The sequence below is a fragment of the Janibacter sp. LM genome (assembly GCF_039631275.1).
In the GTDB taxonomy this organism is placed as follows: Bacteria; Actinomycetota; Actinomycetes; order Actinomycetales; family Dermatophilaceae; genus Janibacter; species Janibacter terrae.
Genome location: NZ_JBDIVG010000005.1, coordinates 13,137 through 36,999 on the forward strand (window position 1 = coordinate 13,137; position 23,863 = coordinate 36,999).

The following is a 23,863-nucleotide window of genomic DNA, read 5'->3' on the forward strand; positions in this document are numbered from 1 at the left end:
CCCATCCTGCCCCGCCGGCGCGACCTAGACTTGTCCGGAAGCCCCATGGACCTGTCGACCCCGCACCCCGAGCTCCCGTCCGTCGCGACCCCCTCCGTCCTGCCGCAGGGGGCGTCCACGGTCGGTCTGTCGGCGTGGGCCGACATCGACCTCACGGCGATCCGTGACAACGTCGCCCAGCTCTCCCGCCTCGCCGGCGACGCGGACGTCATGGCGGTCATCAAGGGCGACGCCTACGGGCACGGCCTCGTGCCGGTCGCCGGGGCCGCCCTCGCCGGAGGAGCGACCTACCTCGCGGTCGCCCAGCTCGCGGAGGCCCGCGCCGCCCGTGCCGCCGGCGTGAGCGCGCCGATCCTCACCTGGCTCTACCCGCCGGGCGCCGACCTCGCGGGCGCGATCGGTGAGGACCTCACCCTCTCCGCCGGTGCCCCCTGGGCCCTGGCCGAGATCGCCGCCGCCGCCCGCTCGCTCGGCACGACCGCGCGGATCCACCTCAAGGTCGACACCGGCCTGGGCCGTGGCGGTGCCTGGGGCGAGGACCTCGCCGCCATGCTCGTCGACGCCGCCCGGCTCGAGGCGGAGGGCGTCGTCGACGTCGAGGGGATCTTCTCCCACTTCGCCTCTGCCGACGCGCCGGACCACCCGACGGTGCGGGCGCAGCAGGAGACCTTCGCCGCGGTGCTCGCCGACGCCGACCGCGTCGGGCTGCGCCCGCGCCTGCGCCACCTCGCCAACTCGGCGGCGACCCTGACCAACCCCTCGGCGCACCTCGACATGGTGCGGCCCGGCATCTCGATCTACGGCCTGAGCCCCGTGCCCGACATCGGGGGGCCGACGCACTTCGGCCTGCGCGAGGCCATGCGGGTCACCGCGCGGCTCATCGCCGTGAAGGACTGCCCGGCCGGTCAGGGCGTCTCCTACGGGCACCAGTACGTGACACCGGCGGAGACCCGCCTGGGCCTCGTGCCGCTGGGCTACGCCGACGGGATCCCGCGGCACGCCTCGGGCGTCGGCCCGATGCAGGTGCACGGGCGTCGGTACACCATCGCCGGGCGCGTGTGCATGGACCAGGTGGTGCTCGACCTCGGTGCCGACAACCCGGCCGCGGCCGGCGACGAGGTCGTCCTCATCGGCCGCGAGGCCGCCGGCGAGCCGACCGCGCAGGACTGGGCCGCGGCCATCGGCACGATCAACTACGAGATCGTCACCCGGCTCGGGCCCCGCGTCCCGCGCCGCTACCTGGAGGAGTCGTGATGGACGAGCAGCGCACCGGCCTCGGCAGGACCGCGGCGACCGGGATCGGCCTGGCGGCAGCGGCCGTCGGCGGCATCGCGCTCGCCGGGGCCGGCCTCGCCGGCAGGTCCGTCGCCCGACGGTCCCGGGCCCACGCGGTGACCAGCGCCGACAAGGTGCACGTCTTCCCCTTCGCCACGGACAAGTACGTCGCGGTACCGGCCAACGACGGCCTCGTGCTGCACGCCGAGATCGACGAGCCGAAGGGCTGGAGCCCGCAGGACGGCCCGACGGTCGTGCTCATCCACGGCTTCGTGCTGAACCTCAGCTCGTGGGTGCACCAGCGTCGCGCCCTCGTCGACGCCGGCTACCGCGTCGTGAGCTACGACCAGCGCAACCACGGCGCCTCGCAGGTCGGCGAGCTCGAGCGGTGCACCATCGACCAGCTCGCCATGGACCTGCGGGCGGTGCTCGACGCGACGACGCCCGAGGGCCAGCTCGTCCTCGTCGGCCACTCCATGGGCGGCATGACGATCATGAGCTTCGCCGGGCGGTACCAGCAGTACACCCGGGCCCGCGTCGCCGGCGCCGCGCTCATCGCGACGAGCGCGGGCGGCGACAGCCTCGTCCGGCTGGGCCTCGGTCAGGTCTTCGACCGGATCATCGCGCGCCTCGGCCCCGGGTTCCTCGGACGGCTCGGTGACCAGGAGGCCGTCTGGGGCGGGCTGCGGCTCGGGGGGCGCGCCATCGAGGAGCGACTCGTGCAGTACTACGCCTTCGGCCAGCCGGTGCCCAAGGAGCTGCTGCGCAAGGTCGCCACGATGGTCTTCGGTACCCGGCTGGAGACGATCGGCGCCTTCCTGCCCGAGCTCGACGAGCTCGACATCCGCGCCTCGCTGCCCGGTCTGCGCGAGACGCCGGTCCTCATCGTCGCCGGGTCCGCGGACAAGATGACGCCGCCGGAGCACAGCGTCGCGCTCGCCGAGGCGCTGCCGACCGCGGAGCACGTCGTCGTCCCCGGCGTCGGGCACATCCTCTACCTCGAGCGGCCCGGTCCGGTCACGGACGCGATCTTCGGTCTCCTCGAGCGCACCCGCGGCGACGACGCGGCGCGCGACGCCAAGCGGGCGAAGGGGGCCGTCGACGAGGTGGCCAGCACGTGAGCCTGGTCCTCCCGGACACCGACGCGACGGTCGCGCTCGGCCGCCGGCTGGCGCGCCTGCTGCGTGCCGGTGACCTCGTCGTCCTCACCGGTGGCCTCGGCGCCGGCAAGACGACCCTGACGCGTGGCCTCGGCGAGGGCCTCGGTGTCCGCGGCGCGGTGACCTCCCCGACCTTCGTCATCGCGCGGGTGCACCCGCCCCTCGGTGACGGGCCCGAGCTCGTCCACGTCGACGCCTACCGTCTCGGCGGCGCCGCGGAGCTCGACGGCCTGGACCTGGACGCCGACCTCGACGAGGCCGTCACCGTCGTCGAGTGGGGCGCCGGCCTCGCCGAGGGGCTCGCTGACGACCGCCTCGAGCTGACCCTCGTCGCCGACCCGGCCACCGAGTCGCGCCGGCTGGACGTGCTGGCCGTCGGCCCGCGCTGGGCCGGGACCGATGTCGAGTCCCTCCTGCGGGACGAAGGGGGAGACGCATGAGGCTGCTCGCGCTGGACACCGCGACCTCGGCGATCACCGTCGCCGTGCACGACGGCGCGCAGGTGCTCGCGACCCGGTCGGTGCTCGACCCGCGCCGGCACACCGAGCTGCTCGCGCCCCTCGTCGCCGAGACCCTCGCCGCGGCCGGCGCCACGACCGCCGACATCACCCACGTGGCGGTGGGGACCGGTCCGGGACCCTTCACCGGGCTGCGGGTCGGACTGGTCACCGCCGTGACCTTCGCCCACGTCCGGGGGATCAGCGTCCACGGGGTCTGCTCCCTCGACGCCCTGGCTGCGGCTGCCGCCGTCGAGGGTCATGAGGGCCTGCTGCTCGTCGCGACCGACGCGCGGCGCAAGGAGGTCTACTGGGCCCGGTACCGGTGTGCCGCAGGGACGGCCACCGCGATCGACGACCCCAGCGTGACCCGCCCGGCCGACCTGCCCGAGGAGGTCCGCGCCCTGCCCACCGTCGGTCGTGGACCGCTGCTCTACCCCGAGCTGCTGCCCCACGCCAGCGACCTGCTCGACGTCGACGCGGGCGTCCTCGCGACCCTCGCGGTCACGAGGCTCGCCGCCGGGGACGACATGCCCGTCGAGCCCCTCTACCTGCGCCGCCCGGACGCCGTCGCGCCGGCGCCGCCGAAGCCCTCCCTGGCCGCCCCGCCCCGCCAGCAGCAGCGCCCGCTGCGGCAGGCGGGCCGTGGGTCGTCGGGTGAGCCGCGGAGCGGGGAGGCGGACCAGTGACCACGGTGACGCAGACCCCCTTCGTCCTGCGGGAGGTGCGCTGGCAGGACCTCGCCGAGCTCGCCGGGCACGAGGTCGACCTCTTCGGGACCGAGGCCTGGTCCGAGGCCTCGTGGTGGGGCGAGCTCGCCGGGCGGCCACGGCGCGAGTACCTGCTCGCCGAGGACGAGGAGGGCATCGCCGGGTACGCCGGGCTCGACCACGGCGGTGAGGTCAGCGACCTCATGACGATCGCGACGCTGACGCGCGCCCGGGGCACGGGCCTCGGCCGACGACTGCTCGAGGAGCTCGTCGAGCGATCCCGCGCCGCGGGCGCCGAGCGCCTCCTCCTCGAGGTGCGCGCCGACAACGAGGCCGCCCGCGGCTTGTACGCCGCACGCGGGTTCGAGCTGCTGCAGACCCGTCGCGGCTACTACGCGGGTGGGGTCGACGCGCTCGTCCTCGCCCTCGACCTCGGGAGGCAGTCATGAGCAGCCAGCCCCTCGTCCTCGGCATCGAGACGTCGTGCGACGAGACTGGCGTCGGCATCGTCCGCGGCGAGGAGCTGCTCGTCGACGCCGTGGCCTCGAGCGTCGACGAGCACGCGCGCTTCGGCGGGGTCGTGCCCGAGGTCGCCTCCCGCGCGCACCTGGAGGCGATGGTCCCGACGATCGAGCGGGCCTGCCGCGAGGCCGGCGTCGCACTCGGCGACCTCGACGGCATCTCCGTCACCGCCGGCCCCGGCCTGGCCGGCGCCCTCATGGTCGGGGTGGCCTCGGCCAAGGCGTTGGCGCTCGCGCTCGGCGTCCCGCTCTACGGCGTCAACCACCTCGCGAGCCACGTCGCGGTCGACATCGTCGAGCACGGCCCGCTGCCCGAGCCGACGTTGGCGATGCTCGTGAGCGGCGGCCACTCCTCGCTGCTGCTCGTCCCCGATGTCACCCACGACATCCGCAGCCTCGGCGCGACGATCGACGACGCGGCGGGGGAGGCCTTCGACAAGGTCGCGCGCGTGCTCGGCCTGCCCTTCCCCGGTGGGCCGCACATCGACCGCGCCGCGGGCGACGGGCAGATCACCATCGACTTCCCACGCGGGCTGTCGTCGCGCAAGGACATGGAGCGCCACCGGTTCGACTTCTCCTTCTCGGGGCTGAAGACCGCCGTCTCGCGCTGGGTCGAGACCGAGCGGGCCGCCGGCCGCGAGGTCCCGGTCGCCGATGTCGCCGCCTCCTTCCAGGAGGCCGTCGTCGACGTGCTCACCCGCAAGGCGGTCCTCGCCTGCCGTGAGCACGACGTCGCAGCGCTGCAGATCGGTGGCGGCGTGGCCGCCAACTCGCGCCTGCGGGCGATGGCCCAGCAGCGCTGCGACGACGCCGGGATCGCGCTGCGCGTCCCGCGGCCGGGGCTGTGCACGGACAACGGCGCGATGGTCGCGAGCCTCGGTGCCCAGATGATGCTCAAGGGGCGGCCCGCGAGCGACCTGTCGCTGCCCGCCGACAGCTCGCTGCCGGTGACCGACGTGAGCACCGGCCTGCCGGTGCACGTCGACCACGACCACGCGCACTGACCCCGAGGGCGGTGCGAAGGAGGGTCAGCCGCAGCGCAGCAGACCCATGCCCTCCTTGAGCGTCAGCACGCGGGTGACCGAGGCGGTGACCTGCCGCGCGAAGGCCGGGTCCCCCTTCGCCGTGCCCTCGATCGCCGAGACCATCGTCGGGACCTGGCCTGGGTCGGCGGTGAGGACGATGTCCCCGCCGGCGGCGATGAACTTCGTGGCGCGCGCGCCGACCGGGGTCGCGGCGACCGCCTCGGCCGCGCCGACGTCGTCGGTGATGACGACCCCGTCGAAGCCCAGGTCCTCGCGGAGCATGCCGTCGACGATCTTCTTCGAGAACAGCGCGGGCGTCTCGCCGTCGATCCTGGAGTAGTGCGCGGAGCCGACCATGACGATCCTGGTCCCGCCCTCGATGTTGTCGGCGAAGGGGGCGAGGTAGGGGTCCGTCGTCGTCGCCGTGGAGTCGGTGATGCCGGTCGCGGAGAGGTCGGTGTTGCCGGTGATGCGACCGATGCCCGGGAAGTGCTTGACGGTCGGCTCCACGCCCGCGTCCTGCATGCCGCGCGCGAAGTCCTCCGCCCCGGCGCTCGACGCGGCCGGGGTCGAGCCGTACTGGCGGCCCCACGTGCCGATCGGCTGGTTGGCGCGACCGATCTCGGCGGGGACGGTGTCGGCGACGGGGGCGAGGTTGACGTTGACCCCGGCCGCAGCGAGCTCCGCGCCCCAGGCCTTGGCGGAGGCCCGCAGGTCGGGGTCCCGGGCCTGCTCGAGGGCGGAGGGCATCTCGGTGAAGCCCGCACCCGTGAGCTGCTGGACCTCGCCGCCCTCCTGGTCGGCCGCGACGAGCATGCCGACCTTGGTGCCGTCGACGGTCGGGGAGACGTCCTGCAGGTGCGCGCTCGCCGCCGCGACGGTACCCGAGTCCTGCCACCCGCCGAGGTAGAGCATCGAGCCGAGCCCCTGCTGCCCGATCGGCGCGTCGAGACCGGTCGCCGGGCCGGGCTGCATGGCGGCCATGAGCAGCTGGCCGGCCTGCTGGGTCGGGGTCATCGCGTCCCGGACGGCGCCCACGCAGGAGCTCGCGGCCGGTCCGTACGCGCTCGTCGTGGTCGAGGTCGAGGACGACGTCCTCCTCGGGGACGAGGGCGAGGAGGAGGTCGTCGCCGAGGTCGACCGGCTGGTCGAGGAGGTGCTCGAGGAGGTGCTCGAGGTCGGGCTGGACGCCTCGTCACCCGAGTCGGAGCCGCATCCCACGAGGGCGAGCGCGGCGAGTGCGGCGGTGGCGCGGGTCAGGTGGGTGGCTCGACGCGGCATGCCCTGCAGGCTACCCGGGGCGTGCGGAGGGGAGGTGGTCCCGGGACTCAGGCCCCGGCCGGCCGCACGACGAGGACGGCCTGGGTGCCGCCGACGCGGGTGAGCACGATGGTCGCGCTCTCACCGCTGCCGGCGCCGCGGCCGATCTTCAGCTGCTTGCGCAGCTGGTCCTCGTCGAGGCGGATGCCGCGCTTCTTGACGGTGAGACCGGTGACGCCGCGCTCACGCAGCCATGCCCGCAGCCCCTTGACGGAGAAGGGCATCGCCTCGAGCACCTCGTAGCGGCGCGCGTGCCCGAGGTCGAGCGCGTGGTCGCTGCTCACGTACCCGAGGCCGGCCTCGAGCTCGCGGCCCGAGACGGCGCCGGTCACGGTGCCGATGAGCCCCGCGCGGGTCACGGCCCGGTCGGCCTCGTAGAGCCAGGGCCCGAGGTCGGCGAGTGAACCGGCGACGTCGGGGTCGTCCTCGCAGGTGCGCTGGTCGACCTCGACGGGCGGGGCGTCCTTGCGCAGGATCCGCGCGCTGCGGCCGGCCTCCTTGACGAGAGGCCCCCACCACACGGCGCACTCCAGGACCGTCCCCTGCCACGAGGTCCACTGCGCCTCGGTGCCGAGCGGCGGGATGTCGTGGGGGAGCGAGGGGCTGAGCTTGGCGCCCGTCGCCGGCACGTCACGGGCGACGGACAGCACGAACTCCCACGACGGCGAGATCTCGTCGAGGCGGAAGACCCGGCGCGTGCGGCCGGTGCGGTCTGTGTGCCCGGGGGTGCGGCGGGCGGGGTCGAGCCAGACGCCCACGCGGGAGTGGAGCGGGTCGATCGGTGCCTCGAAGTCCTCGGCGACGCCCGGCCGGGCGCGGCTGTCCGGCCACGGGCGGAGGTTGACGTCGGCGATCGCCGCGGTGAGAGGGCCGGCGTCCACGCCGTGGACCGTGACCCCGAGGGCACTCATCGCCATCGCGTCCGAGCCGATGCCGCAGCCGAGGTCGTGGACCGTCGCGAGGCTGGCCGCCGCGAAGCGCCCCGCGTGGGTCGCGGCGACCTCGAGACGGCTGGCCTGCTCGAGCCCGTCGGGGGTGAAGAGCATCCCCTCGGCGAACTCGCCGAACTTGTCCTTCGCCTTGTCCTGCAGGCGCTTCTGGGTCAGCAGCCCGGCGGCGTGCTCGGGTGCCAGGCCCTCGGACCGCAACCGGGCCGCGGTGGTCACGGCGTCGGCCTCGCGGTAGGCAGGGAGCTCGTGCAGCCGGGCATGGCCCTCCGGGGAGGCGAGCCACCTCACGGTCTGGATGTCCACAGGCGGCATTGTCCACGGTCGCGACGTCCCGCGCCGCACATTGGCACTCAGGTTGACCGAGTGCCAGCCGGGTGCCTAGATTTGCCCTTGGCACTCACCTTCGGCGAGTGCCAGATGCCACGGCTGGTCGACCCCCGCGACGGCGCCCGGCCCGGCACGCCAGAACTCATACTCACGACCCTCACTTCACTAAGGAGTCACCGTGTCGGTTTCCATCAAGCCGCTCGAGGACCGCATCGTCGTCCAGGCCGTCGAGGCCGAGCAGACCACCGCTTCCGGCCTCGTCATCCCGGACACCGCCAAGGAGAAGCCGCAGGAGGGCGAGGTCGTTGCGATCGGCCCCGGCCGCTTCAACGAGGACGGCGACGAGCGCATCCCCATGGACATCGCCGTCGGCGACCGCGTCATCTACTCCAAGTACGGCGGCACCGAGATCAAGCACGGCGGCCAGGAGTACCTGATCCTCTCCGCCCGCGACGTCCTCGCGATCGTCTCCTGACGACCTCTCTCTGCTTGCAGCGCACGCCCCGGGTGCGGGCCCTCCCGGGTCCCTCCGGGGCGTCGCTTCTTCCCCCTTCGTAGAACCAAAGGACAGACATGGCCAAGGAACTGGAGTTCAACGACTCCGCCCGTGACGCCCTCCAACGCGGCGTCGACCAGCTCGCCAACGCCGTCAAGGTGACGCTCGGCCCCAAGGGCCGCAATGTCGTCATCGACAAGCAGTGGGGCGCGCCGACCATCACCAACGACGGCGTGACGATCGCCCGGGAGATCGAGCTCGAGGACCCGTACGAGAACCTCGGCGCCCAGCTCGCCAAGGAGGTCGCGACCAAGACCAACGACGTCGCCGGTGACGGCACCACGACCGCGACCGTCCTCGCCCAGGCCATGGTCCGCGAGGGCCTGCGCAATGTCGCCGCGGGTGCCGCACCGTCCGGCCTCAAGCGCGGCATCGACCAGGCCGTCGAGGCCGTCGCCGCCCGCCTGCTCGAGAACGCCCGTGAGGTCGAGGGCAAGGACGAGATCGCCCAGGTCGCCTCCCTGTCCGCCCAGGACCAGGGCATCGGCGAGATCATCGCCGAGGCCTTCGACAAGGTCGGCAAGGACGGCGTCATCACCGTCGAGGAGTCCTCGACCGCCGAGACCTCGCTCGACTTCACCGAGGGCATGCAGTTCGACAAGGGCTACATCAGCCCGTACTTCGTCTCGGACCCCGAGCGCATGGAGGCCGTCCTCGAGGACGCCTACGTCCTGATCAACCAGGGCAAGATCTCCACGATCGCCGACGTGCTGCCCGTGCTGGAGAAGGTCGTCCAGTCCGGCAAGCCGCTGCTCATCATCGCCGAGGACATCGACGGCGAGGCCCTGAGCACGCTCGTCGTCAACAAGATCCGCGGCACCTTCAACGTCGTGGCCGTCAAGGCCCCCGGCTTCGGCGACCGTCGCAAGGCGATGCTGCAGGACATGGCGATCCTCACCGGTGGTCAGGTCATCGCCGAGGAGGTCGGCCTCAAGCTCGACCAGGCCGGTCTCGAGGACCTCGGCCAGGCCCGTCGCGTCGTCGTCACCAAGGACAACACGACGATCATCGACGGCCAGGGCAACGGTGAGGACGTCACCGGCCGGGTCAACCAGATCAAGGCCGAGATCGAGCGCACCGACTCCGACTGGGACCGCGAGAAGCTCCAGGAGCGCCTCGCCAAGCTCGCCGGTGGCGTCTGCGTCATCCAGGTCGGTGCCCACACCGAGGTCGAGCTCAAGGAGAAGAAGCACCGCATCGAGGACGCGATCTCCGCGACCCGCGCGGCCATCGAGGAGGGCATCGTCGCCGGCGGTGGCTCCTCGCTCGCCCACGCGGTCGCCGTCCTGGACGGCATCGAGCTCGAGGGCGACGAGAAGGTCGGCGCCAACATCGTGCGCAAGGCCGCTGTGGAGCCCCTGCGGTGGATCGCTGAGAACGCCGGCCTCGAGGGCTACGTCGCCGTCGCCAAGGTGCAGGAGCTGGCCCCCGGCCAGGGCCTGAACGCGGCGACCGGCGAGTACGGCGACCTCATCGGCCAGGGCGTCATCGACCCGGTCAAGGTCACCCGCTCGGCGCTCATCAACGCCGCGTCGATCGCGTCGATGGTCCTCACCACCGACACGCTCGTCGTGGAGAAGAAGGAGGAGGAGCCCGAGACCCACGGTCACGGCCACTCCCACTGATCTCCTGATCCGACGAAGGGGGCCACGCACCATCCGGTGCGTGGCCCCCTTCGTCGTGCCCGGCGCTGCACTGCCCCGGGCGGGTGCAGCCTCAGGCCGTCACGATGACCCGGACCTCGATGGTCTCCGGAAGCTCGCGCAGGCGCTGCTCGGTGTCGGCGGGCAGGCTGCTCGCGAGGTCGGTGACGGCGTAGCCGTACTCGCCCTTGGTGCTCAGCTGCTGGCTGTCGATGTTGACGTCGCCCTCGGACAGGATCGTGTTGACCCGGGCCAGGACTCCGGGGACGTTCTGGTGCAGGTGGAGGATGCGGGTGCCGCCCAGGGCGACGGGGGCGGCGACGGCCGGGACGTTGACCGACATCGTCGTGGCACCGGTGGTCGCCCAGTCACGCAGCTTGCCGGAGACGTAGCGGCCGATGTCGAGCTGCGCCTCCTCGGTGGAACCGCCGATGTGCGGGGTGAGGATGACGTTGGGGATGCCCTGCAGGCAGTTCTCGAAGGCGTCGCCCGCCTTCTTCGGCTCGCTCGGGAAGACGTCGATCGCGGCACCGGCGATGTGGCCGGAGAGCAGGTTGTCGCGCAGTGCCTCGAGGTCGACGACGAAACCGCGCGAGAGGTTGAGGAAGAGGCTGCGGGGGCGCATCCTGGCGAACTGCGCGGCGCCGAAGTTGCCGGCGTTGCCCGCCCGGCCGTCGACGTGGAGCGTGATCGTCTCGCAGGTCTCGAGGAGCTCGTCGAGGGTCTCGCACTTTTTGGCGTTGCCGAGGGGGAGCTTGTCCTCGAGGTCGTAGAAGGAGACGTGCATCCCGAAGGCCTCGGCGACGACCGACAGCTGGGCGCCGATGTTGCCGTAGCCGATGATGCCGAGCGTGCGGCCGCGGACCTCGTGTGCCCCCTTCGCCGACTTGTCCCAGACCCCGGCGTGCAGGGCGGTGCTCTTGTCGGTCAGGTGGCGGGCCAGCGAGATGATCTCGCCCAGTGCCAGCTCGACGACGCTGCGGGTGTTGGAGAAGGGGGCGTTGAAGACGACCGTGCCGGCCTGGGCAGCCGCGTCGAGGTCGATCTGGTTGGTGCCGATGCAGAAGGCACCGACCGCCTTGAGCTCGGGGCGGGCCTGGATGACCGCCTGGGTCACCTTGGTCTTCGAGCGGATGCCGAGCAGGTCGACGCCCTCGAGGGCGGAGATCAGTTCGGTCTCGTCGAGGGCCCCGGAGCGGGTCTCGACGTCGAAGCCGGCGTCGGTCAGGGCCTCGCGGGCAGCGTCATGGATGTTTTCGAGCAGCAGCACCTTCACGCCTTGCAGGGTATGCCCGGCCGCGGTGTGACCTGGCACTCGCCCGCGATGCGGGCGCGCACCACCGTGCGGAACGGACCCCACGACGGCGCGCTCGCTGGCTAGGGTGTGGCCATGCGTCTCCTCGGTGTCATCGGCGGTATGGGCTGGTCTGCGACGGCGGAGTACTACCGCCGTCTCAACGAAGGGGTGGAGGCGCGCCTGGGCGGTCTGCACAGCGCCCGCGTCCTGATCCACAGCGTCGACTTCCAGCCGATCGACGACGCCGAGAACGCCGGCGACTGGGACGCCATGGCGCAGACCCTCGTCGAGGCCGCCCGCGGCCTGGAGGCCGCTGGCGCACAAGGATTCCTCCTCGCTGCCAACACGATGCACGCCGTCGCCGACCGGGTCGAGGCGGCCGTCGACATCCCCTTCCTCCACATCGCGAAGGCCACCGCGAGCCGCGTCGAGGCCTCGCACCAGCGCAAGGTCGGGCTCGTCGCCACCGCGACGACGATGGCGGGGGACTTCTACACGACCCCCTTCGAGCAGCGCGGGATCGAGGTGATCCTGCCCGAGGAGCAGCAGCGCCCCGAGGTCGACCGGATCATCTACGAGGAGCTCGTCCACGGGGTCATCAAGGACAGCTCGCGCCGCCAGCTGCGCGCCGTCATGGAGGGGATGTCCGACCGCGGCGCCGAGTGCGTCGTGCTGGCCGGGACCGAGATCGGCCTGCTCATCGAGGAGGACGACTGCCCGGTGCCGCTGCACGACACGACGGCGGTCCACGTCGACCGGGCGCTGGACTGGATGCTCACCGAGGGCTGACCCTTCGAGACGGTTGCTGCGCAACCTCCTCACGGACCGTCACCAGGGGACGTCGACCTCTTCTTCGCCCGTGACGACCTCGACCTGCTGCCCGGCGAACTCGACGACGCTGCCCGCCCGGACCTGCGCGCCGCGACGCGTCTCGGAGGACCCGTCGACGCTCACCTCGCCCGCGGCGATGACCTCACGGGCCATGGCGCCGTCCTCCACGAGCCCGGCGAGCTTGAGCAGCTGGCCGAGACGGATGGACTCGTCGCGGATGTGGACCGGTGCGGGAGAGCTCACCCCACCAGCCTAGGCGGCGAAGGGGAGCCTCAGCCGGCGAGGCCGGCGGCGGCGATGTCGCGCTCGGCCAGCAGGGCGTGGCGCTCGTCCTCGGTCATGCCGCCCCACACGCCGAAGGGTTCACGGATGGCGAGCGCGTGCTCGCCGCAGGCCGCGACGACGGGGCAGCCGGCGCAGATCTCCTTGGCAGCGGCGTCCCGCAGGCGTCGGGCGGCGCCGCGCTCACCATCCGGGTGGTAGAAGGACTCGCTGCCGGTGTCCCGGCAGGCGCCCTCGAACTGCCACTCCCAGTGGTCCGCCACGGGACCCGGCACCTTGTCGTTGTGCGCCATCTCTGCTCCACCTCCGTGCCTGGGGCGGCCCTGACGACGCCTCCCCTGTCTGCTGCCAACCTAAGGACGGCAACGCAAACGCAGGTGGTCGGGAAGGTATGGATTCGCCCCGGAATTGCGGGAGTTCGTCAGGAAAGGGTCACGTCCGAGGGCGTGTGCGCGGTGGCTTAGGATAGGGAGATGGATTTCGGTGCAACGCCCGCCCCTGACGACTCCGGGGCAGCGGCCCCGAACCCCTTCGCCAAGCTCGGTCTGACCTACGACGACGTCCTGCTGCTCCCCGGGTACAGCGAGCTGGCTCCCGGCGACCTCGACACGACGACGCGCCTGACGCGTGAGATCTCCATCAAGACGCCGCTGATCTCCGCCGCCATGGACACGGTCACCGAGTCCCGCATGGCCATCGCCATGGCGCGGCAGGGTGGCCTCGGCGTCCTCCACCGCAACCTCTCGATCGAGGACCAGGCCTACCAGGTCGACCTCGTCAAGCGGACCCAGACCGGCATGATCACCAACCCGGTCGTCATCGGTCCGGACGCGACCCTCGACGACCTGGACCAGCGCTGCGGCGAGTACCGCGTCTCGGGCCTGCCGGTCGTCGACGGCGACAACGTCCTCATCGGCATCATCACCAACCGCGACCTGCGCTTCACGCCGGTCGCCGAGTGGTCGACCACGCTGGTGCGCGACGTCATGACCCCGATGCCGCTCATCACCGCTCCCGTGGGGATCTCCAACGAGGCGGCGACCCTGCTGCTGCGCCAGCACAAGCGCGAGCGGCTGCCCATCGTCGACGGCGACGGCCGGCTCGCGGGCCTGATCACGGTCAAGGACTTCGTCAAGAGCGAGCAGTTCCCCGACGCGAGCAAGGACGCCCAGGGGCGCCTGCTCGTCGGCGCTGCCATCGGCTACTTCGGTGACGCGTGGGAGCGCGCGACGACGCTCGTCGACGCGGGCGTCGACGTCCTCGTCGCCGACACCGCCCACGGCCACGTCAAGCTCCTGCTCGAGATGGTCGAGCGCCTCAAGAAGGACCCGGCGACCCGGCACGTCCAGGTCATCGGCGGCAACGTCGCGACCCGCGAGGGCGCCCAGGCGTTCATCGACACGGGTGTCGACGCGATCAAGGTCGGCGTCGGCCCGGGCTCGATCTGCACCACCCGCATCGTCACCGGCGTCGGCGCCCCGCAGATCACCGCGGTCCACGACGCCTCCCTCGCCGCGAAGCCGGCCGGCGTCCCGGTCATCGCCGACGGCGGGCTGCAGTACTCGGGCGACATCGCCAAGGCGCTCGTCGCCGGCGCCGACTCCGTCATGGTCGGTTCGCTCCTGGCCGGCTGCGAGGAGAGCCCGGGCGAGCTGATCTTCGTCAACGGCAAGCAGTTCAAGGCCTACCGCGGCATGGGCAGCCTCGGCGCGATGAGCAGCCGCGGCAAGAAGTCCTTCTCCAAGGACCGGTACTTCCAGGCCGAGGTCACCAGCGACGACCAGCTCGTCCCCGAGGGCATCGAGGGCCGCGTCTCCTACCGCGGCACCCTGGCCCAGGTGACCCACCAGATGGTCGGGGGCCTGCGCCAGTCGATGTTCTACGTCGGTGCCGGCACCATCCCCGAGCTGCAGGCGAAGGGGCAGTTCGTCCGGATCACCTCCGCCTCCCTCAAGGAGAGCCATCCGCACGACATCCAGGGCATCGTCGAGGCTCCCAACTACAGCCTCGGCTGACGGGTCGCGTCATGGGGGACAGCTCGACGTCGCGGCCGGACTGGCGCGCACCGCGGAGCATCGGCACCGGCTGGTGGCTGCAGCAGCTCGTCGGCCTCGTCCTGACCCTCGCTCTCATGGGGGTGCTGGCCTTCGCCCTGATGATGCTCACCCGCATGCCCCTCGAGGGGACCTCTGAGCCGGACCCGCACTGGCCCACCTTCGCCGTCTGGTTCGTGCTGTGCACCGTGCTCCTCGTCGGCGAGATGCTGCGCTCGTCGTGGCGCCAGCTCAAGGACGAGCGGGTCTACACCGACCTCGCCGGCAACGAGCTGCGGGTCGACCGCTGGTCGCCACCGCACGAGCGTGAGCGGCTCGCCCAGCGCTGGGCCGCCGACGAGCGGATCCGGGAGCGCCACCGGCAGGAGCAGGCCGGGCACGAGCAGGCGCACCCGCGGGCACCGCGACCGGAGCCGACGTCCGAGGAGCTGCGTGCGGCCGCGCTGCGGCGTCGGGAGCTCGGACCGGGCATCCCCACGTCGGTGCGGGCAGGACGGTGGTCCCGGCCGCTGCAGCGGCTGCGGATGGTGGCGAAGGTGTGCATGATCGCCTCCATCCCCTTCGCCGTCGTCCTCGTGGTCGTCCTGGACGTGCTCGATCCGGAGTTCCCCCGGGAGTGGGCCCTGGTGAGCTTCCTGCTCCTCCCGATCGGCTGGGTGCTCATGTGGGCGCACGACCTGCTGCGGCACCGCTGGCTCGGCACCCGTGAGTCACGCAGCGACCTCGCGGGCTTCCAGGGGATGAGCGCCTTCATCGCCGCATTCTTCCTCGCGATCGTCGCCTTCACCGGTCTCGTCGACCGCGAGCTCATCGTCGTGACCGTGATCGGCCTGCCGCTCGTCGTCGTGCTCGGGTGGGTCGGCAAGAACGAGCTCAGGCACCACATCCCGAGCGGTCACGGTGACGGCGGGTCGTCGGACGTCACCGACGTGGTCAGCTTCCTCGACTGATCGTCTCCCGGTAGCCGGGCAGGCACAGCCCGCCCTCGTCGGTGCGGTCGACGGTCCGCGCGGCGAGCACCGCCCGCACGATCGCCCGGCTCACACAGTCGGCTGCCGCGGTCTGCAGGGCCACGAGCTCGAAGGGGGTCGGTCCCTGGCGTCCACCCGTCGCCAGGGCGAAGACCGTGTCGCCGTCGAAGGCCGTGTGGACCGGTGAGAGCGCCCGCGCGAAGCCGTCGTGGGCCACGCCGGCGAGCCGCGCGCAGCCGGCCTTGTCGAGGGTGGCGTCGGTCGCGACGACCGCGAGGGTGGTCGCCGTGCCCGCCTGCAGGGCCCGCGCCTCAGCGGCCTGCCTCTCCCAGTGGCCCTGCACGGCAACGGGATCCGGCTGCGGGACGGCGACCTCACCGTCGAGCAGGTGACGCGCGCCGAGGAGCTCACCGCTCGGCAGGAGCGGTGAGCCGACCGCGTTGACCGCGACCACCGCGCCGACGGTGATCCCCGAGTCGAGGACGAGGCTGGCGCTCCCGATGCCTCCGCGCAGACCGCCGGCACGGGCTCCCGTCCCGGCGCCGACACCCCCTTCGTCCACCGGGCCGTCGCTCGCGTCGAGGTAGGCCGCCCGGCCCTCGTCCGGGCCGGGGTGGTGGCGCCAGGTCCCGGCGCGTCCGAGGTCGAAGAGGATCGCGGCGGGGACGATCGGCACGATCTCGCCGGGGCGGCCGACCTGCCAGCCGCGGCCCTCGTCCGCCAGGGCCGCCATGACCCCGTCGGCCGTCGAGAGGCCGTAGGCGCTGCCGCCGGAGAGCACGACCGCGTCGACGGCGTCGACGAGGTTGCGCGGGTCCAGCAGGTCGGTCTCCCTGGTGCCCGGCCCGCCGCCGCGGACGTCGACGCCGCCGACGGTGCCGACCGGCGGGACCACGACCGTCGTCCCGGTCAGCCAGTCGGTCTCGTCACGGGTGGCGTGCCCGACCCGGATGCCCGGGACGTCGGTGATGGCATTGTGCGCTCCGGGGTGCATGGCCCCCAGCATGCACCCCGGAGCGGTTCAGCAGCCGAGCTCCCAGTACCCGGGCGAGGTCTCCTCGAGCTCGGTCGTCGTGTAGACGTTCCACAGGCCCATCGGGTCGTTCGAGCCGTTGGCGTAGGTCAGGCCGCCGCTCTGGTGCGCGCGCCCCTCGACGGTGTGGGTGTAGTTGCTCGAGGTGATGCACGCGCCCGGCTCCGGGTCGGGGTCGCCCGGGTCGCCCGGGTCTCCGGGGTCGCTCGGGTCGCCCGGGTCGACGGCGTCGGTCAGCCCGAAGAAGGCCGCGTCGTACCTGGCCGAGCAGATGGTGTCGAGGAAGTAGGCGCCGGCCTGGCCGCACTGCTCCGGTCCGGTGCCCGGGTCGACAGGGGTGCCGTGGCCCATGCCCTGGACCGAGTAGCGCACGACGGCGTCGCCGTAGGACGTGCGGGTCGTGCCGCCGGGCAGGCTGCTCGTGGCGGTCGGCGTCGTGCCCACCCCCGCGACGTCGGTGAACTGGTCGACGAGCTCCCGCGCGTTGGCCGGGACGACCGTCGAGTCGGCGGTGCCGTGCCAGACCGCCACCCGGGGACGCGCACCGGAGTACCCGGGGAAGCCCTGCCGGGCGAGGTCGCCCCACTGCGTCGGGGTCCGGTCCGGCGGGTTGTTCATGCAGCCGAAGGCGTCGATCATCGAGGTCGCGCAGCGGTAGGGCAGACCGGCGATGACCGACCCGCCCGCGAAGAGATCCGGGTAGGTCGCGAGCACCGCAGACGTCATCCCGCCCCCGGCCGACAGCCCGGTGACGAAGGTGTTGTCGCTGCCCAGACCGTGGCTCGAGCGCGCGTGCTGCACCATCTGCGCGATCGAGGCGACCTCGCCGTGGCCACGCGTCGTGTCCGCCGCCTCGAAGAAGTTGAAGCACGCGTTGGCGTTGTTGCCCGACGACGTCTGCGGGTAGATCACCGCGGAGCCGTGCTCGTCCGCCAGCTGCGACCAGCCCGAGCCCACGTGGTACGCCGATGCCGACTGCGTGCACCCGTGGAGCGCGACGACGGTCGGCGCGCCTGCGGGCAGGTCGGCGGGGACGTACTCGTACATCGACAGGTTGCCGGGGTTGGAGCCGAAGCCGGTGACCGGCGTCAACGTCCCGGCCGCGAGCGCAGCCGACGAGCCCGGTGGCGGGGCCGAGGTCGCCGGCACCGAGGAGGCGCCCACCAGGGCTCCGCCGAGCAGGACCGATCCGAGTAACAACCGCACTGAACGCATGTGTGTCTCCTCGTCGTGCACCGACGTCCACGCTGACGCCGGTGTCATGGGTGTCCGCCACGTTCGTCGCCGGCGCGGGCGAGGGGCAATGTGCCGCCTGCCCACTCCTGGTCGGGGCGCTCTGGTGCGCGTCCACGTGTGGCGAGGGGACACCCTTCGAGGCTCGGGGAGCGTGGTGGGTCGGTGGTTGACTGGAGCGATGACGACGAGCAGCACCCCGATCCGCGTCCTCGACGGCCACAACGACCTGCCGTGGCACCACCGCGAGGTGGCCGGCTACGACCTCGACGCGTGCGACATCGCGCAGCCGCAGCCGCACCTGCACACCGACCTGCCCCGGATGCGTGAGGGCGGTCTCGCGGCCCAGCTGTGGTCGGTCTGGGTCCCGACGACGGTGCAGGGCGCTGAGGCGGTCGCCGCGACGCACGAGCAGATCGACTTCGTCGAGGCGATGTGCGCGCGCTACGAGGAGATGGTCGCCGTGCGCACCGCCGCGCAGGTCCGGGCCGCGTGGGACGCGGGGAGGCACGCGGCGCTCATCGGGATGGAGGGCGGCCACTGCATCGACGGCTCGCTCCAGACGCTGGAGGCCTTCGCGGGCAGGGGCGCTCGCTACATGACCCTCACGCACAACGACAACACCCCGTGGGCCGACTCGGCCACGGACGAGCGCGTCCACGGTGGGCTGACGGACTTCGGTCGTGAGGTCGTGGCGCGGATGAACGACCTCGGCGTCGTCGTCGACCTGTCCCACGTGAGCGCCGAGACGATGCACGACGCGCTCGACGCGACCCGCCTGCCGGTGATGTTCAGCCACTCCGGCGCCCGCGCGATCTGCGACCACCCGCGCAACGTCCCGGACGACGTCCTCGAGCGCATCCCCGGCAACGGCGGGATCGTCATGGCCAATGTCGTGCCCAAGTTCGTCAACCAGGCCCGGGCCGACGTGGACCTCGGACGCACCGACGTGGTCCCCGACCCGGTGGCGACCACCGAGCACGTCCTCGCCCACTTCGAGCACCTGCGCGAGGTCGTGGGCATCGAGCACGTCGGCATCGGGGCCGACTACGACGGCGTCGACGAGACACCGGTCGGCCTCGAGGACGTCGCGAGCTACCCGCGGCTGCTCGCGGCCCTGGGGGAGCGGGGCTGGTCACGCAGCGACCTCGAGGCCCTCGCGCACGGCAACGTGCTGCGGGTCCTCGAGGCCACCGAGGTGCGGTAGGTCAGGCGCGCCCGTCGGGGAAGAAGCGCTTGTCCTGCGGCGGGGGCGGCGTCGCGGCGTTCCCGTTCGAGCCGTGCACGGTCGACCCGGTCACCGTCTGGCTGCCGGTCAGGTTCTTCTTCGCGGTCCGCGAGAAGCCCTCGACGTGCTTGTGGTACCTGCCCTTGGTGCGGCCGTCGACGAAGCCGGCGGCCCGGTCGATGTACGTGCCCGCCTTGTCCGGGTTGGACCGGGCCCACTGCCGGGCGGCCTCGAGCGCGGTGAGCATGGCTGCTGCGTTCTTGAACTTGGCCATCTGACGTCCTCATCTGTCGGTGGTCACTCCAGCATGACAACGAAGGGGGGCGGCGCAGGATTCCTGCGCCGCCCCCCTTCGTCATCGAGCCGTCAGTGGACGGCGACCGTGGTCACCTCGGGGGTCTCCTCGTCGAGCAGGTGGCTCTCCTCGTGCTTGCGCGGGAGGAAGGCCGCGACGAGCAGCGTCGCGAGGCACATGAAGGCGGAGACCCAGTAGGTCGCGGCGAAGGCTTCGGCCATGTCGACGCGGACCGCGTGCACGAGCGCCTGCGCGCCCGCCTGCGGGTCGGTCGCGTACTGGCCGAGGACCTGGGCGACCTCGGGGAACCTCGCGAGCAGCTGCTGCATCGCGTTGGGGTCGCTGACCTGGGCGCTCTCCTCGCCGAAGGCCTGGGCCTGGCCGATGAGCGGGCGGTCCTCGAAGCCACGCGTCAGGACGACGGAGGCGATGGCGACACCGAAGGAGCTCGCGACCTGCTGGGTGATGTTGAGCAGGGTCGAGCCGCGGGCCACCTGGTGGGCGGTGAGGGCCTTGAGCGAGCTCGTCATGAGCGGCATCATCGTCGCGCCCATGCCCAGACCCATGACGAAGAGCGCGGGGATGACGAAGCCCCAGTAGCTGGAGTCCGCGGAGAGCTGGGTGAAGGCGAACATGCCGCCGGTGATCAGGGCGATGCCCACGGGCACGATGCGGCCGACCGGGTACTTGTCGACGAGGGCGCCGGCGATCGGCATGGTGATGAGGGCGCCGAGGCCCTGCGGGATCATCAGCACGCCCGCCATCGTCGTGCTCTCGCCGCGCACCTGCTGGAAGTACGTGGGCATGAGCAGCAGGCCACCGAAGAAGGCCGCGGCGAAGAGGAACATCGTCAGGGCCGCGACGGAGAAGCGCCGGTTGGCGAGCAGGCGCAGGTCGAGCAGCGGGTGCTTCGGGCGCATCGACCACCACCCGAAGGCGGCGATGAGCACGAGCCCGGCGAGCGCCGTGCCGTAGACCTTGGGCGAGCTGACCGTGCCCTCCTCGGGGATCGAGGAGACGCCGTAGAGGAAGAGCGCCAGGCCGGGCGACATGAGCAGCAGGCCGACGACGTCGAGGGACTCGGTGGGCTCGGTGTGGTCCTTGGGCAGGACGATCGCGGCGTAGGCCAGGGCGATGACGCCGATCGGCAGGTTGATCAGGAAGATCCAGGTCCAGCTCGGACGGCCCAGCCAGTGGGCGTTGTCGATGAGCCAGCCACCGAGGATCGGGCCACCGATCGGGCCGAGGAGCATCGGGACACCGAGGATGGCCATGAGGCGGCCGATGCGCTGGGGGCCGGCCGCGCGGGTCATGATCGTCATACCGAGCGGCATGAGCATGCCGCCGCCGAGGCCCTGCAGGACGCGCGCGCCGATGAGCATCTCGATCGACGGCGCGAAGGCGCACAGCACGGAGCCGGCCACGAAGAAGGCGATGGCCGCGAGGTAGAGGCGCTTGGTGCCGAAGCGGTCGGCCGCCCAGCCGGTGAGCGGGATGACCGTGGCGAGGGCCAGCGTGTAGGCGGTGACGGTCCACGCGACGGTCGAGTACTGCAGCGGCTCGGGGCCCGTGGCGAGGTCGGTCTGGAAGTGGGGGAGGGCGACGTTGACGACCGTGATGTCGAGGATCGACATGATGGCGCCGAGGACGACGACACCGGCCACCTTGAGCACGGCGGCGTCGATCTTCTCCGGGTACTCCTGTGGCAGGGAGGGGTCGGGCGCGGTGACGGGCACAGGGGTCTCCTGAGGGGGTGCGAAGGGGGAGGCGGCGGCCTCGTCGCCACCCTGGCCGGGGCAGAAGATGCATGCATCGGCCAAGCAAGTATGCGCCCCTGCGGGTGCGACGACCAAGCCCTTTAGGGTGGGTGGGTGAACGAGATCGAGATCGGCCGGGGCAAGCGGGGCCGCAGGGCCTACTCCTTCGACGACATCGCCGTGCTGCCGAGCCGCCGCACGCGCGATCCGGAGGAGGTCTCGCTCGACTGGCAGATCGATGCCTACCACTTCGACATGCCGGTCATCGCGGCCCCGATGGACTCGGTCATGTCGCCGACCACGGCCATCGCCTTCGGCGAGGCCGGTGGCCTGCCCGTCCTCGACCTCGAGGGCCTGTGGACGCGCTACCCGGACCCCGAGCCGCTCCTGGCCGAGATCGCCTCGCTCGACCCGGCCGTGGCCACCGCCCGCATGCAGGAGATCTACGCCGCGCCGATCCAGCCCGAGCTCATCACCGAGCGGCTGAGGCAGATCCGCGCCGCCGGGGTCACGGTCGCCGGTGCCCTCAGCCCGCAGAACACCCAGCAGCACTGGAAGTGCGTCGTCGACGCCGGGGTCGACCTCTTCGTCATCCGGGGCACGACGGTCTCCGCGGAGCACGTGAGCAGCCGCGCCGAGCCGCTGAACCTCAAGCGCTTCATCTACGAGCTCGACGTGCCCGTCATCGTCGGCGGCGCCGCGGGCTACACCGCGGCCCTGCACCTCATGCGCACCGGCGCCGCGGGCGTCCTCGTCGGCTTCGGCGGCGGTGCGGCGCACACGACGCGCAAGGCGCTGGGCATCCACGCCCCGATGGCGAGCGCGGTCGCCGACGTCGCCGCCGCCCGCCGCGACTACCTCGACGAGTCCGGCGGCCGGTACGTGCACGTCATCGCCGACGGCGGCCTCGGCACGAGCGGCGACATCGTCAAGGCCATCGCCTGCGGTGCCGACGCGGTCATGCTGGGGGCCGCCCTGGCCCGGGCCGCCGACGCGCCGGGTCGCGGGTACCACTGGGGCGCCGAGGCGCACCACCCGGAGCTGCCCCGCGGCGCCCGCGTCGAGGTCGGCTCGGTCGCGCCCCTCCAGGAGGTCCTCTTCGGCCCCAGCCGGGTGGCCGACGGCTCGACCAACCTCATCGGCGCCCTGCGCCGGGCGATGGCCACCACCGGGTACACCGAGGTCAAGGAGCTGCAGCGCATCGAGGTCGTCGTCGCGCCGCACCAGCCGAGCTGATCCCCCTTCGTCCCATCCGGGGCGCTCCCCATGGCCTGCGGCGGCGCGCACGGTTACCCTTGGGTAATGACCTCGGAGATCATCGCTGACCCTGAGCTGGACCCGACGGCCACCTACGCCGTGGACCCGGGCCGCACCCGCCGGTACGCCAGTCGGGTGGTGGCCTCGCCCCGGGCGGAGACCTTCACGCGGACCTCGCCGCTCACCGGCGGCCCGATCGCCTCGCTGCCGATGTCGACCACCGAGGACGTCCACCGGGCCGTGGCCGCGGCCCGCGCGGCCCAGCCCCGGTGGGCGGCGACCTCCTTCGACGAGCGCCGCCGCATCATGCTGCGCTTCCACGACCTGGTCCTGGCCAAGCAGGTCGAGCTGCTCGACCTGGTCCAGATCGAGTCCGGCAAGGTGCGCAAGCAGGCCTTCGAGGAGGTCCTCGACACCGCGCTCGCCGCGCGCTACTACGCCCGCACCGCCGAGGCGCACCTGCGGACGCGCCGGGTCGCCGGTGCCTACCCGGTGCTGACGCAGACCCGCGTGCTCCACCACCCCAAGGGCGTCGTCGGGATCGTCTCCCCGTGGAACTACCCGCTGAGCCTGGCCATCACCGACGCGCTGCCCGCGCTCATGGCCGGCAACGCCGTCGTCCTGCGGCCGGACCAGCAGGGCTCGGTCACCGCGCTCGCCGGCGTCGAGCTCCTGCGCGAGGCCGGCCTGCCCGAGGGCGTCCTCCAGGTGGTCCTCGGCTCCGGTCAGGAGGCCGGCCAGGCGGTCGTCGACTCCACCGACTACGTCAGCTACACCGGGTCGACCCGCACGGGGCGCGGTGTCGCCCGGTCGGCGGCGGCCCGGCTGGTCTCCTTCAGCCTCGAGCTCGGCGGCAAGAACTCCGTCTACGTCGCCGCCGACGCCGACCTCGACCGCGCCGTCGAGGGCGCCGTGCGGGCATGCTTCTCCAGCGCGGGGCAGCTGTGCATCTCCACCGAGCGGGTCGTCGTCCACGAGGCCGTCGCCGACGAGTTCGTCCCGCGGTTCGTCGCCGCGGTCGACGCCATGACGCTCGGCACGGCGCTCGAGTACGGGTACGACATGGGCTCCCTGGTGAACCAGGCCCAGCTCGACACCGTCACCGCCCACCTCGAGGACGCCGTGGCGAAGGGGGCGAGGATCCTCACCGGCGGACGCCACCGCCCCGAGATCGGGCCCTTCGTCTTCGAGCCCACCGTGCTCGAGGGCGTCACCTCCGCGATGACCTGCCGGGACGAGGAGACCTTCGGCCCGCTCGTCTCGATCTACCGGGTCGCCGACGACGCGGCCGCGATCGCGCTGGTCAACGACACCGACTACGGCCTCAACTCCTCGGTCTGGACCCGGGACGTGCGCCGCGGCCGGGAGATCGCCGCCCGCATCCGCACGGGCACGGTCAACATCAACGAGTGCTACGCCGCCGCGTGGGCGTCGATGGGCGCGCCGATGGGCGGGATGAAGGACTCCGGCATGGGCCGCCGTCACGGAGCCGAGGGGATCCTGAAGTACACCGAGGCGCAGACCGTCGCCGCGCAGCACCTCCTGCCGATCGCCCCGGCCCTCGGGATGAGCGACAGGGTGCACGCCAAGGTCCTCACCGCGGGCCTGCGCCTGATGAAGACGGCAGGGATGAGGTGAGCC

General features: G+C 72.4%; 23 protein-coding genes. 14 read left to right on the forward strand and 9 right to left on the reverse strand.

Features of this window, described 5'->3' with window-relative positions:
• The first annotated feature begins 45 nt into the window (after window positions 1–45).
• The 6 genes from alr to tsaD are packed head-to-tail and all read left to right on the forward strand — an operon-like array spanning window position 46 to window position 5,167.
• Window positions 46–1,254, forward strand: a complete 1,209-nt coding sequence (gene alr, locus ABC138_RS03240; RefSeq protein ID WP_345912740.1) for an alanine racemase — start codon at window positions 46–48, stop codon at window positions 1,252–1,254.
• The gene (locus ABC138_RS03245) at window positions 1,254–2,396 is read left to right on the forward strand and encodes an alpha/beta hydrolase (RefSeq protein ID WP_345912741.1); all 1,143 of its coding nucleotides are present in this window, start codon (window positions 1,254–1,256) and stop codon (window positions 2,394–2,396) included. The genes alr and ABC138_RS03245 overlap by 1 nt, the downstream gene beginning before the upstream one ends.
• Entirely contained in the window at window positions 2,393–2,875 is a 483-nt protein-coding gene (gene tsaE, locus ABC138_RS03250; protein WP_068321705.1) for a tRNA (adenosine(37)-N6)-threonylcarbamoyltransferase complex ATPase subunit type 1 TsaE, read from the forward strand. The genes ABC138_RS03245 and tsaE overlap by 4 nt, the downstream gene beginning before the upstream one ends.
• Window positions 2,872–3,621 (forward strand): tRNA (adenosine(37)-N6)-threonylcarbamoyltransferase complex dimerization subunit type 1 TsaB, encoded by a 750-nt coding sequence (gene tsaB / locus ABC138_RS03255; RefSeq protein WP_345912742.1) that lies wholly within the window; start codon window positions 2,872–2,874, stop codon window positions 3,619–3,621. Before tsaE ends, tsaB begins: the two co-directional genes overlap by 4 nt.
• On the forward strand, window positions 3,618–4,091 hold the full coding sequence (locus tag ABC138_RS03260) for a GNAT family N-acetyltransferase (RefSeq protein WP_345912743.1): 474 nt from the start codon (window positions 3,618–3,620) through the stop codon (window positions 4,089–4,091). The genes tsaB and ABC138_RS03260 overlap by 4 nt, the downstream gene beginning before the upstream one ends.
• Window positions 4,088–5,167, forward strand: coding sequence for a tRNA (adenosine(37)-N6)-threonylcarbamoyltransferase complex transferase subunit TsaD (gene tsaD / locus ABC138_RS03265; protein WP_345912744.1), 1,080 nt, complete (start codon window positions 4,088–4,090; stop codon window positions 5,165–5,167). The genes ABC138_RS03260 and tsaD overlap by 4 nt, the downstream gene beginning before the upstream one ends.
• A 24-nt stretch (window positions 5,168–5,191) precedes the next feature.
• Here the strand turns inward: tsaD and ABC138_RS03270 are convergent, their stop codons facing one another.
• Both ABC138_RS03270 and ABC138_RS03275 read right to left on the reverse strand, forming a co-directional pair.
• Window positions 5,192–6,469, reverse strand: a complete 1,278-nt coding sequence (locus tag ABC138_RS03270) for a glycoside hydrolase family 3 N-terminal domain-containing protein (protein WP_345912745.1) — start codon at window positions 6,467–6,469, stop codon at window positions 5,192–5,194.
• Between the two features lie 47 nt (window positions 6,470–6,516).
• Window positions 6,517–7,761: a class I SAM-dependent methyltransferase gene (locus ABC138_RS03275; RefSeq protein ID WP_345912746.1), complete on the reverse strand. Its 1,245-nt coding sequence runs from the start codon at window positions 7,759–7,761 to the stop codon at window positions 6,517–6,519.
• A 202-nt stretch (window positions 7,762–7,963) separates the two neighbouring features.
• Between ABC138_RS03275 and groES the strand changes: the two genes are divergently transcribed.
• Together groES and groL are read left to right on the forward strand one after the other, a co-directional pair.
• Window positions 7,964–8,260: a co-chaperone GroES gene (gene groES, locus ABC138_RS03280; RefSeq protein ID WP_068321718.1), complete on the forward strand. Its 297-nt coding sequence runs from the start codon at window positions 7,964–7,966 to the stop codon at window positions 8,258–8,260.
• A gap of 98 nt (window positions 8,261–8,358) precedes the next feature.
• Entirely contained in the window at window positions 8,359–9,966 is a 1,608-nt protein-coding gene (gene groL / locus ABC138_RS03285) for a chaperonin GroEL (RefSeq protein WP_068321720.1), read from the forward strand.
• A 91-nt stretch (window positions 9,967–10,057) separates the two neighbouring features.
• On the opposite strand, the gene serA is transcribed toward groL, so the two are convergent.
• Window positions 10,058–11,260 (reverse strand): phosphoglycerate dehydrogenase, encoded by a 1,203-nt coding sequence (gene serA, locus ABC138_RS03290; RefSeq protein ID WP_068321722.1) that lies wholly within the window; start codon window positions 11,258–11,260, stop codon window positions 10,058–10,060.
• A 114-nt stretch (window positions 11,261–11,374) separates the two neighbouring features.
• On the opposite strand from serA, the gene ABC138_RS03295 reads away from it, so the two are divergent.
• Window positions 11,375–12,070 carry an aspartate/glutamate racemase family protein gene (locus ABC138_RS03295; RefSeq protein WP_068322475.1) on the forward strand — a complete coding sequence of 232 codons (696 nt, stop codon included), beginning with the start codon at window positions 11,375–11,377 and terminating at the stop codon, window positions 12,068–12,070.
• Between the two features lie 39 nt (window positions 12,071–12,109).
• Here the strand turns inward: ABC138_RS03295 and ABC138_RS03300 are convergent, their stop codons facing one another.
• Together ABC138_RS03300 and ABC138_RS03305 are read right to left on the reverse strand one after the other, a co-directional pair.
• Window positions 12,110–12,355: an RNA-binding S4 domain-containing protein gene (locus ABC138_RS03300; RefSeq protein WP_345912747.1), complete on the reverse strand. Its 246-nt coding sequence runs from the start codon at window positions 12,353–12,355 to the stop codon at window positions 12,110–12,112.
• A gap of 29 nt (window positions 12,356–12,384) precedes the next feature.
• Window positions 12,385–12,687 carry a WhiB family transcriptional regulator gene (locus tag ABC138_RS03305; RefSeq protein ID WP_068423758.1) on the reverse strand — a complete coding sequence of 101 codons (303 nt, stop codon included), beginning with the start codon at window positions 12,685–12,687 and terminating at the stop codon, window positions 12,385–12,387.
• Between the two features lie 180 nt (window positions 12,688–12,867).
• Here ABC138_RS03305 and guaB point away from each other — a divergent pair, with 180 nt between their 5' ends.
• Window positions 12,868–14,409 (forward strand): IMP dehydrogenase, encoded by a 1,542-nt coding sequence (guaB, locus tag ABC138_RS03310; protein ID WP_345912748.1) that lies wholly within the window; start codon window positions 12,868–12,870, stop codon window positions 14,407–14,409.
• A gap of 11 nt (window positions 14,410–14,420) precedes the next feature.
• Complete coding sequence (locus ABC138_RS03315) at window positions 14,421–15,398, forward strand: hypothetical protein (RefSeq protein WP_068321734.1); 978 nt, start codon at window positions 14,421–14,423, stop codon at window positions 15,396–15,398.
• On the opposite strand, the gene ABC138_RS03320 is transcribed toward ABC138_RS03315, so the two are convergent.
• Together ABC138_RS03320 and ABC138_RS03325 are read right to left on the reverse strand one after the other, a co-directional pair.
• Entirely contained in the window at window positions 15,382–16,413 is a 1,032-nt protein-coding gene (locus tag ABC138_RS03320) for a P1 family peptidase (protein ID WP_068322478.1), read from the reverse strand. The two genes, ABC138_RS03315 and ABC138_RS03320, sit on opposite strands and share 17 nt — an antisense overlap.
• Window positions 16,414–16,440: 27 nt before the next feature.
• The gene (locus tag ABC138_RS03325) at window positions 16,441–17,667 is read right to left on the reverse strand and encodes a PHB depolymerase family esterase (protein ID WP_345912749.1); all 1,227 of its coding nucleotides are present in this window, start codon (window positions 17,665–17,667) and stop codon (window positions 16,441–16,443) included.
• Between the two features lie 199 nt (window positions 17,668–17,866).
• On the opposite strand from ABC138_RS03325, the gene ABC138_RS03330 reads away from it, so the two are divergent.
• Complete coding sequence (locus tag ABC138_RS03330) at window positions 17,867–18,892, forward strand: dipeptidase (RefSeq protein WP_345912750.1); 1,026 nt, start codon at window positions 17,867–17,869, stop codon at window positions 18,890–18,892.
• 1 nt (window position 18,893) lies between these two features.
• Here the strand turns inward: ABC138_RS03330 and ABC138_RS03335 are convergent, their stop codons facing one another.
• On the reverse strand, window positions 18,894–19,187 hold the full coding sequence (locus ABC138_RS03335) for an antitoxin (RefSeq protein ID WP_068321743.1): 294 nt from the start codon (window positions 19,185–19,187) through the stop codon (window positions 18,894–18,896).
• Between the two features lie 92 nt (window positions 19,188–19,279).
• Window positions 19,280–21,028: a DHA2 family efflux MFS transporter permease subunit gene (locus ABC138_RS03340; RefSeq protein ID WP_345912751.1), complete on the reverse strand. Its 1,749-nt coding sequence runs from the start codon at window positions 21,026–21,028 to the stop codon at window positions 19,280–19,282.
• A gap of 51 nt (window positions 21,029–21,079) precedes the next feature.
• Here ABC138_RS03340 and ABC138_RS03345 point away from each other — a divergent pair, with 51 nt between their 5' ends.
• Together ABC138_RS03345 and ABC138_RS03350 are read left to right on the forward strand one after the other, a co-directional pair.
• Window positions 21,080–22,201, forward strand: a complete 1,122-nt coding sequence (locus ABC138_RS03345) for a GuaB3 family IMP dehydrogenase-related protein (RefSeq protein ID WP_068321749.1) — start codon at window positions 21,080–21,082, stop codon at window positions 22,199–22,201.
• Between the two features lie 66 nt (window positions 22,202–22,267).
• Complete coding sequence (locus ABC138_RS03350; RefSeq protein WP_068321752.1) at window positions 22,268–23,860, forward strand: succinic semialdehyde dehydrogenase; 1,593 nt, start codon at window positions 22,268–22,270, stop codon at window positions 23,858–23,860.
• The last annotated feature ends 3 nt before the right edge of the window (window positions 23,861–23,863 follow it).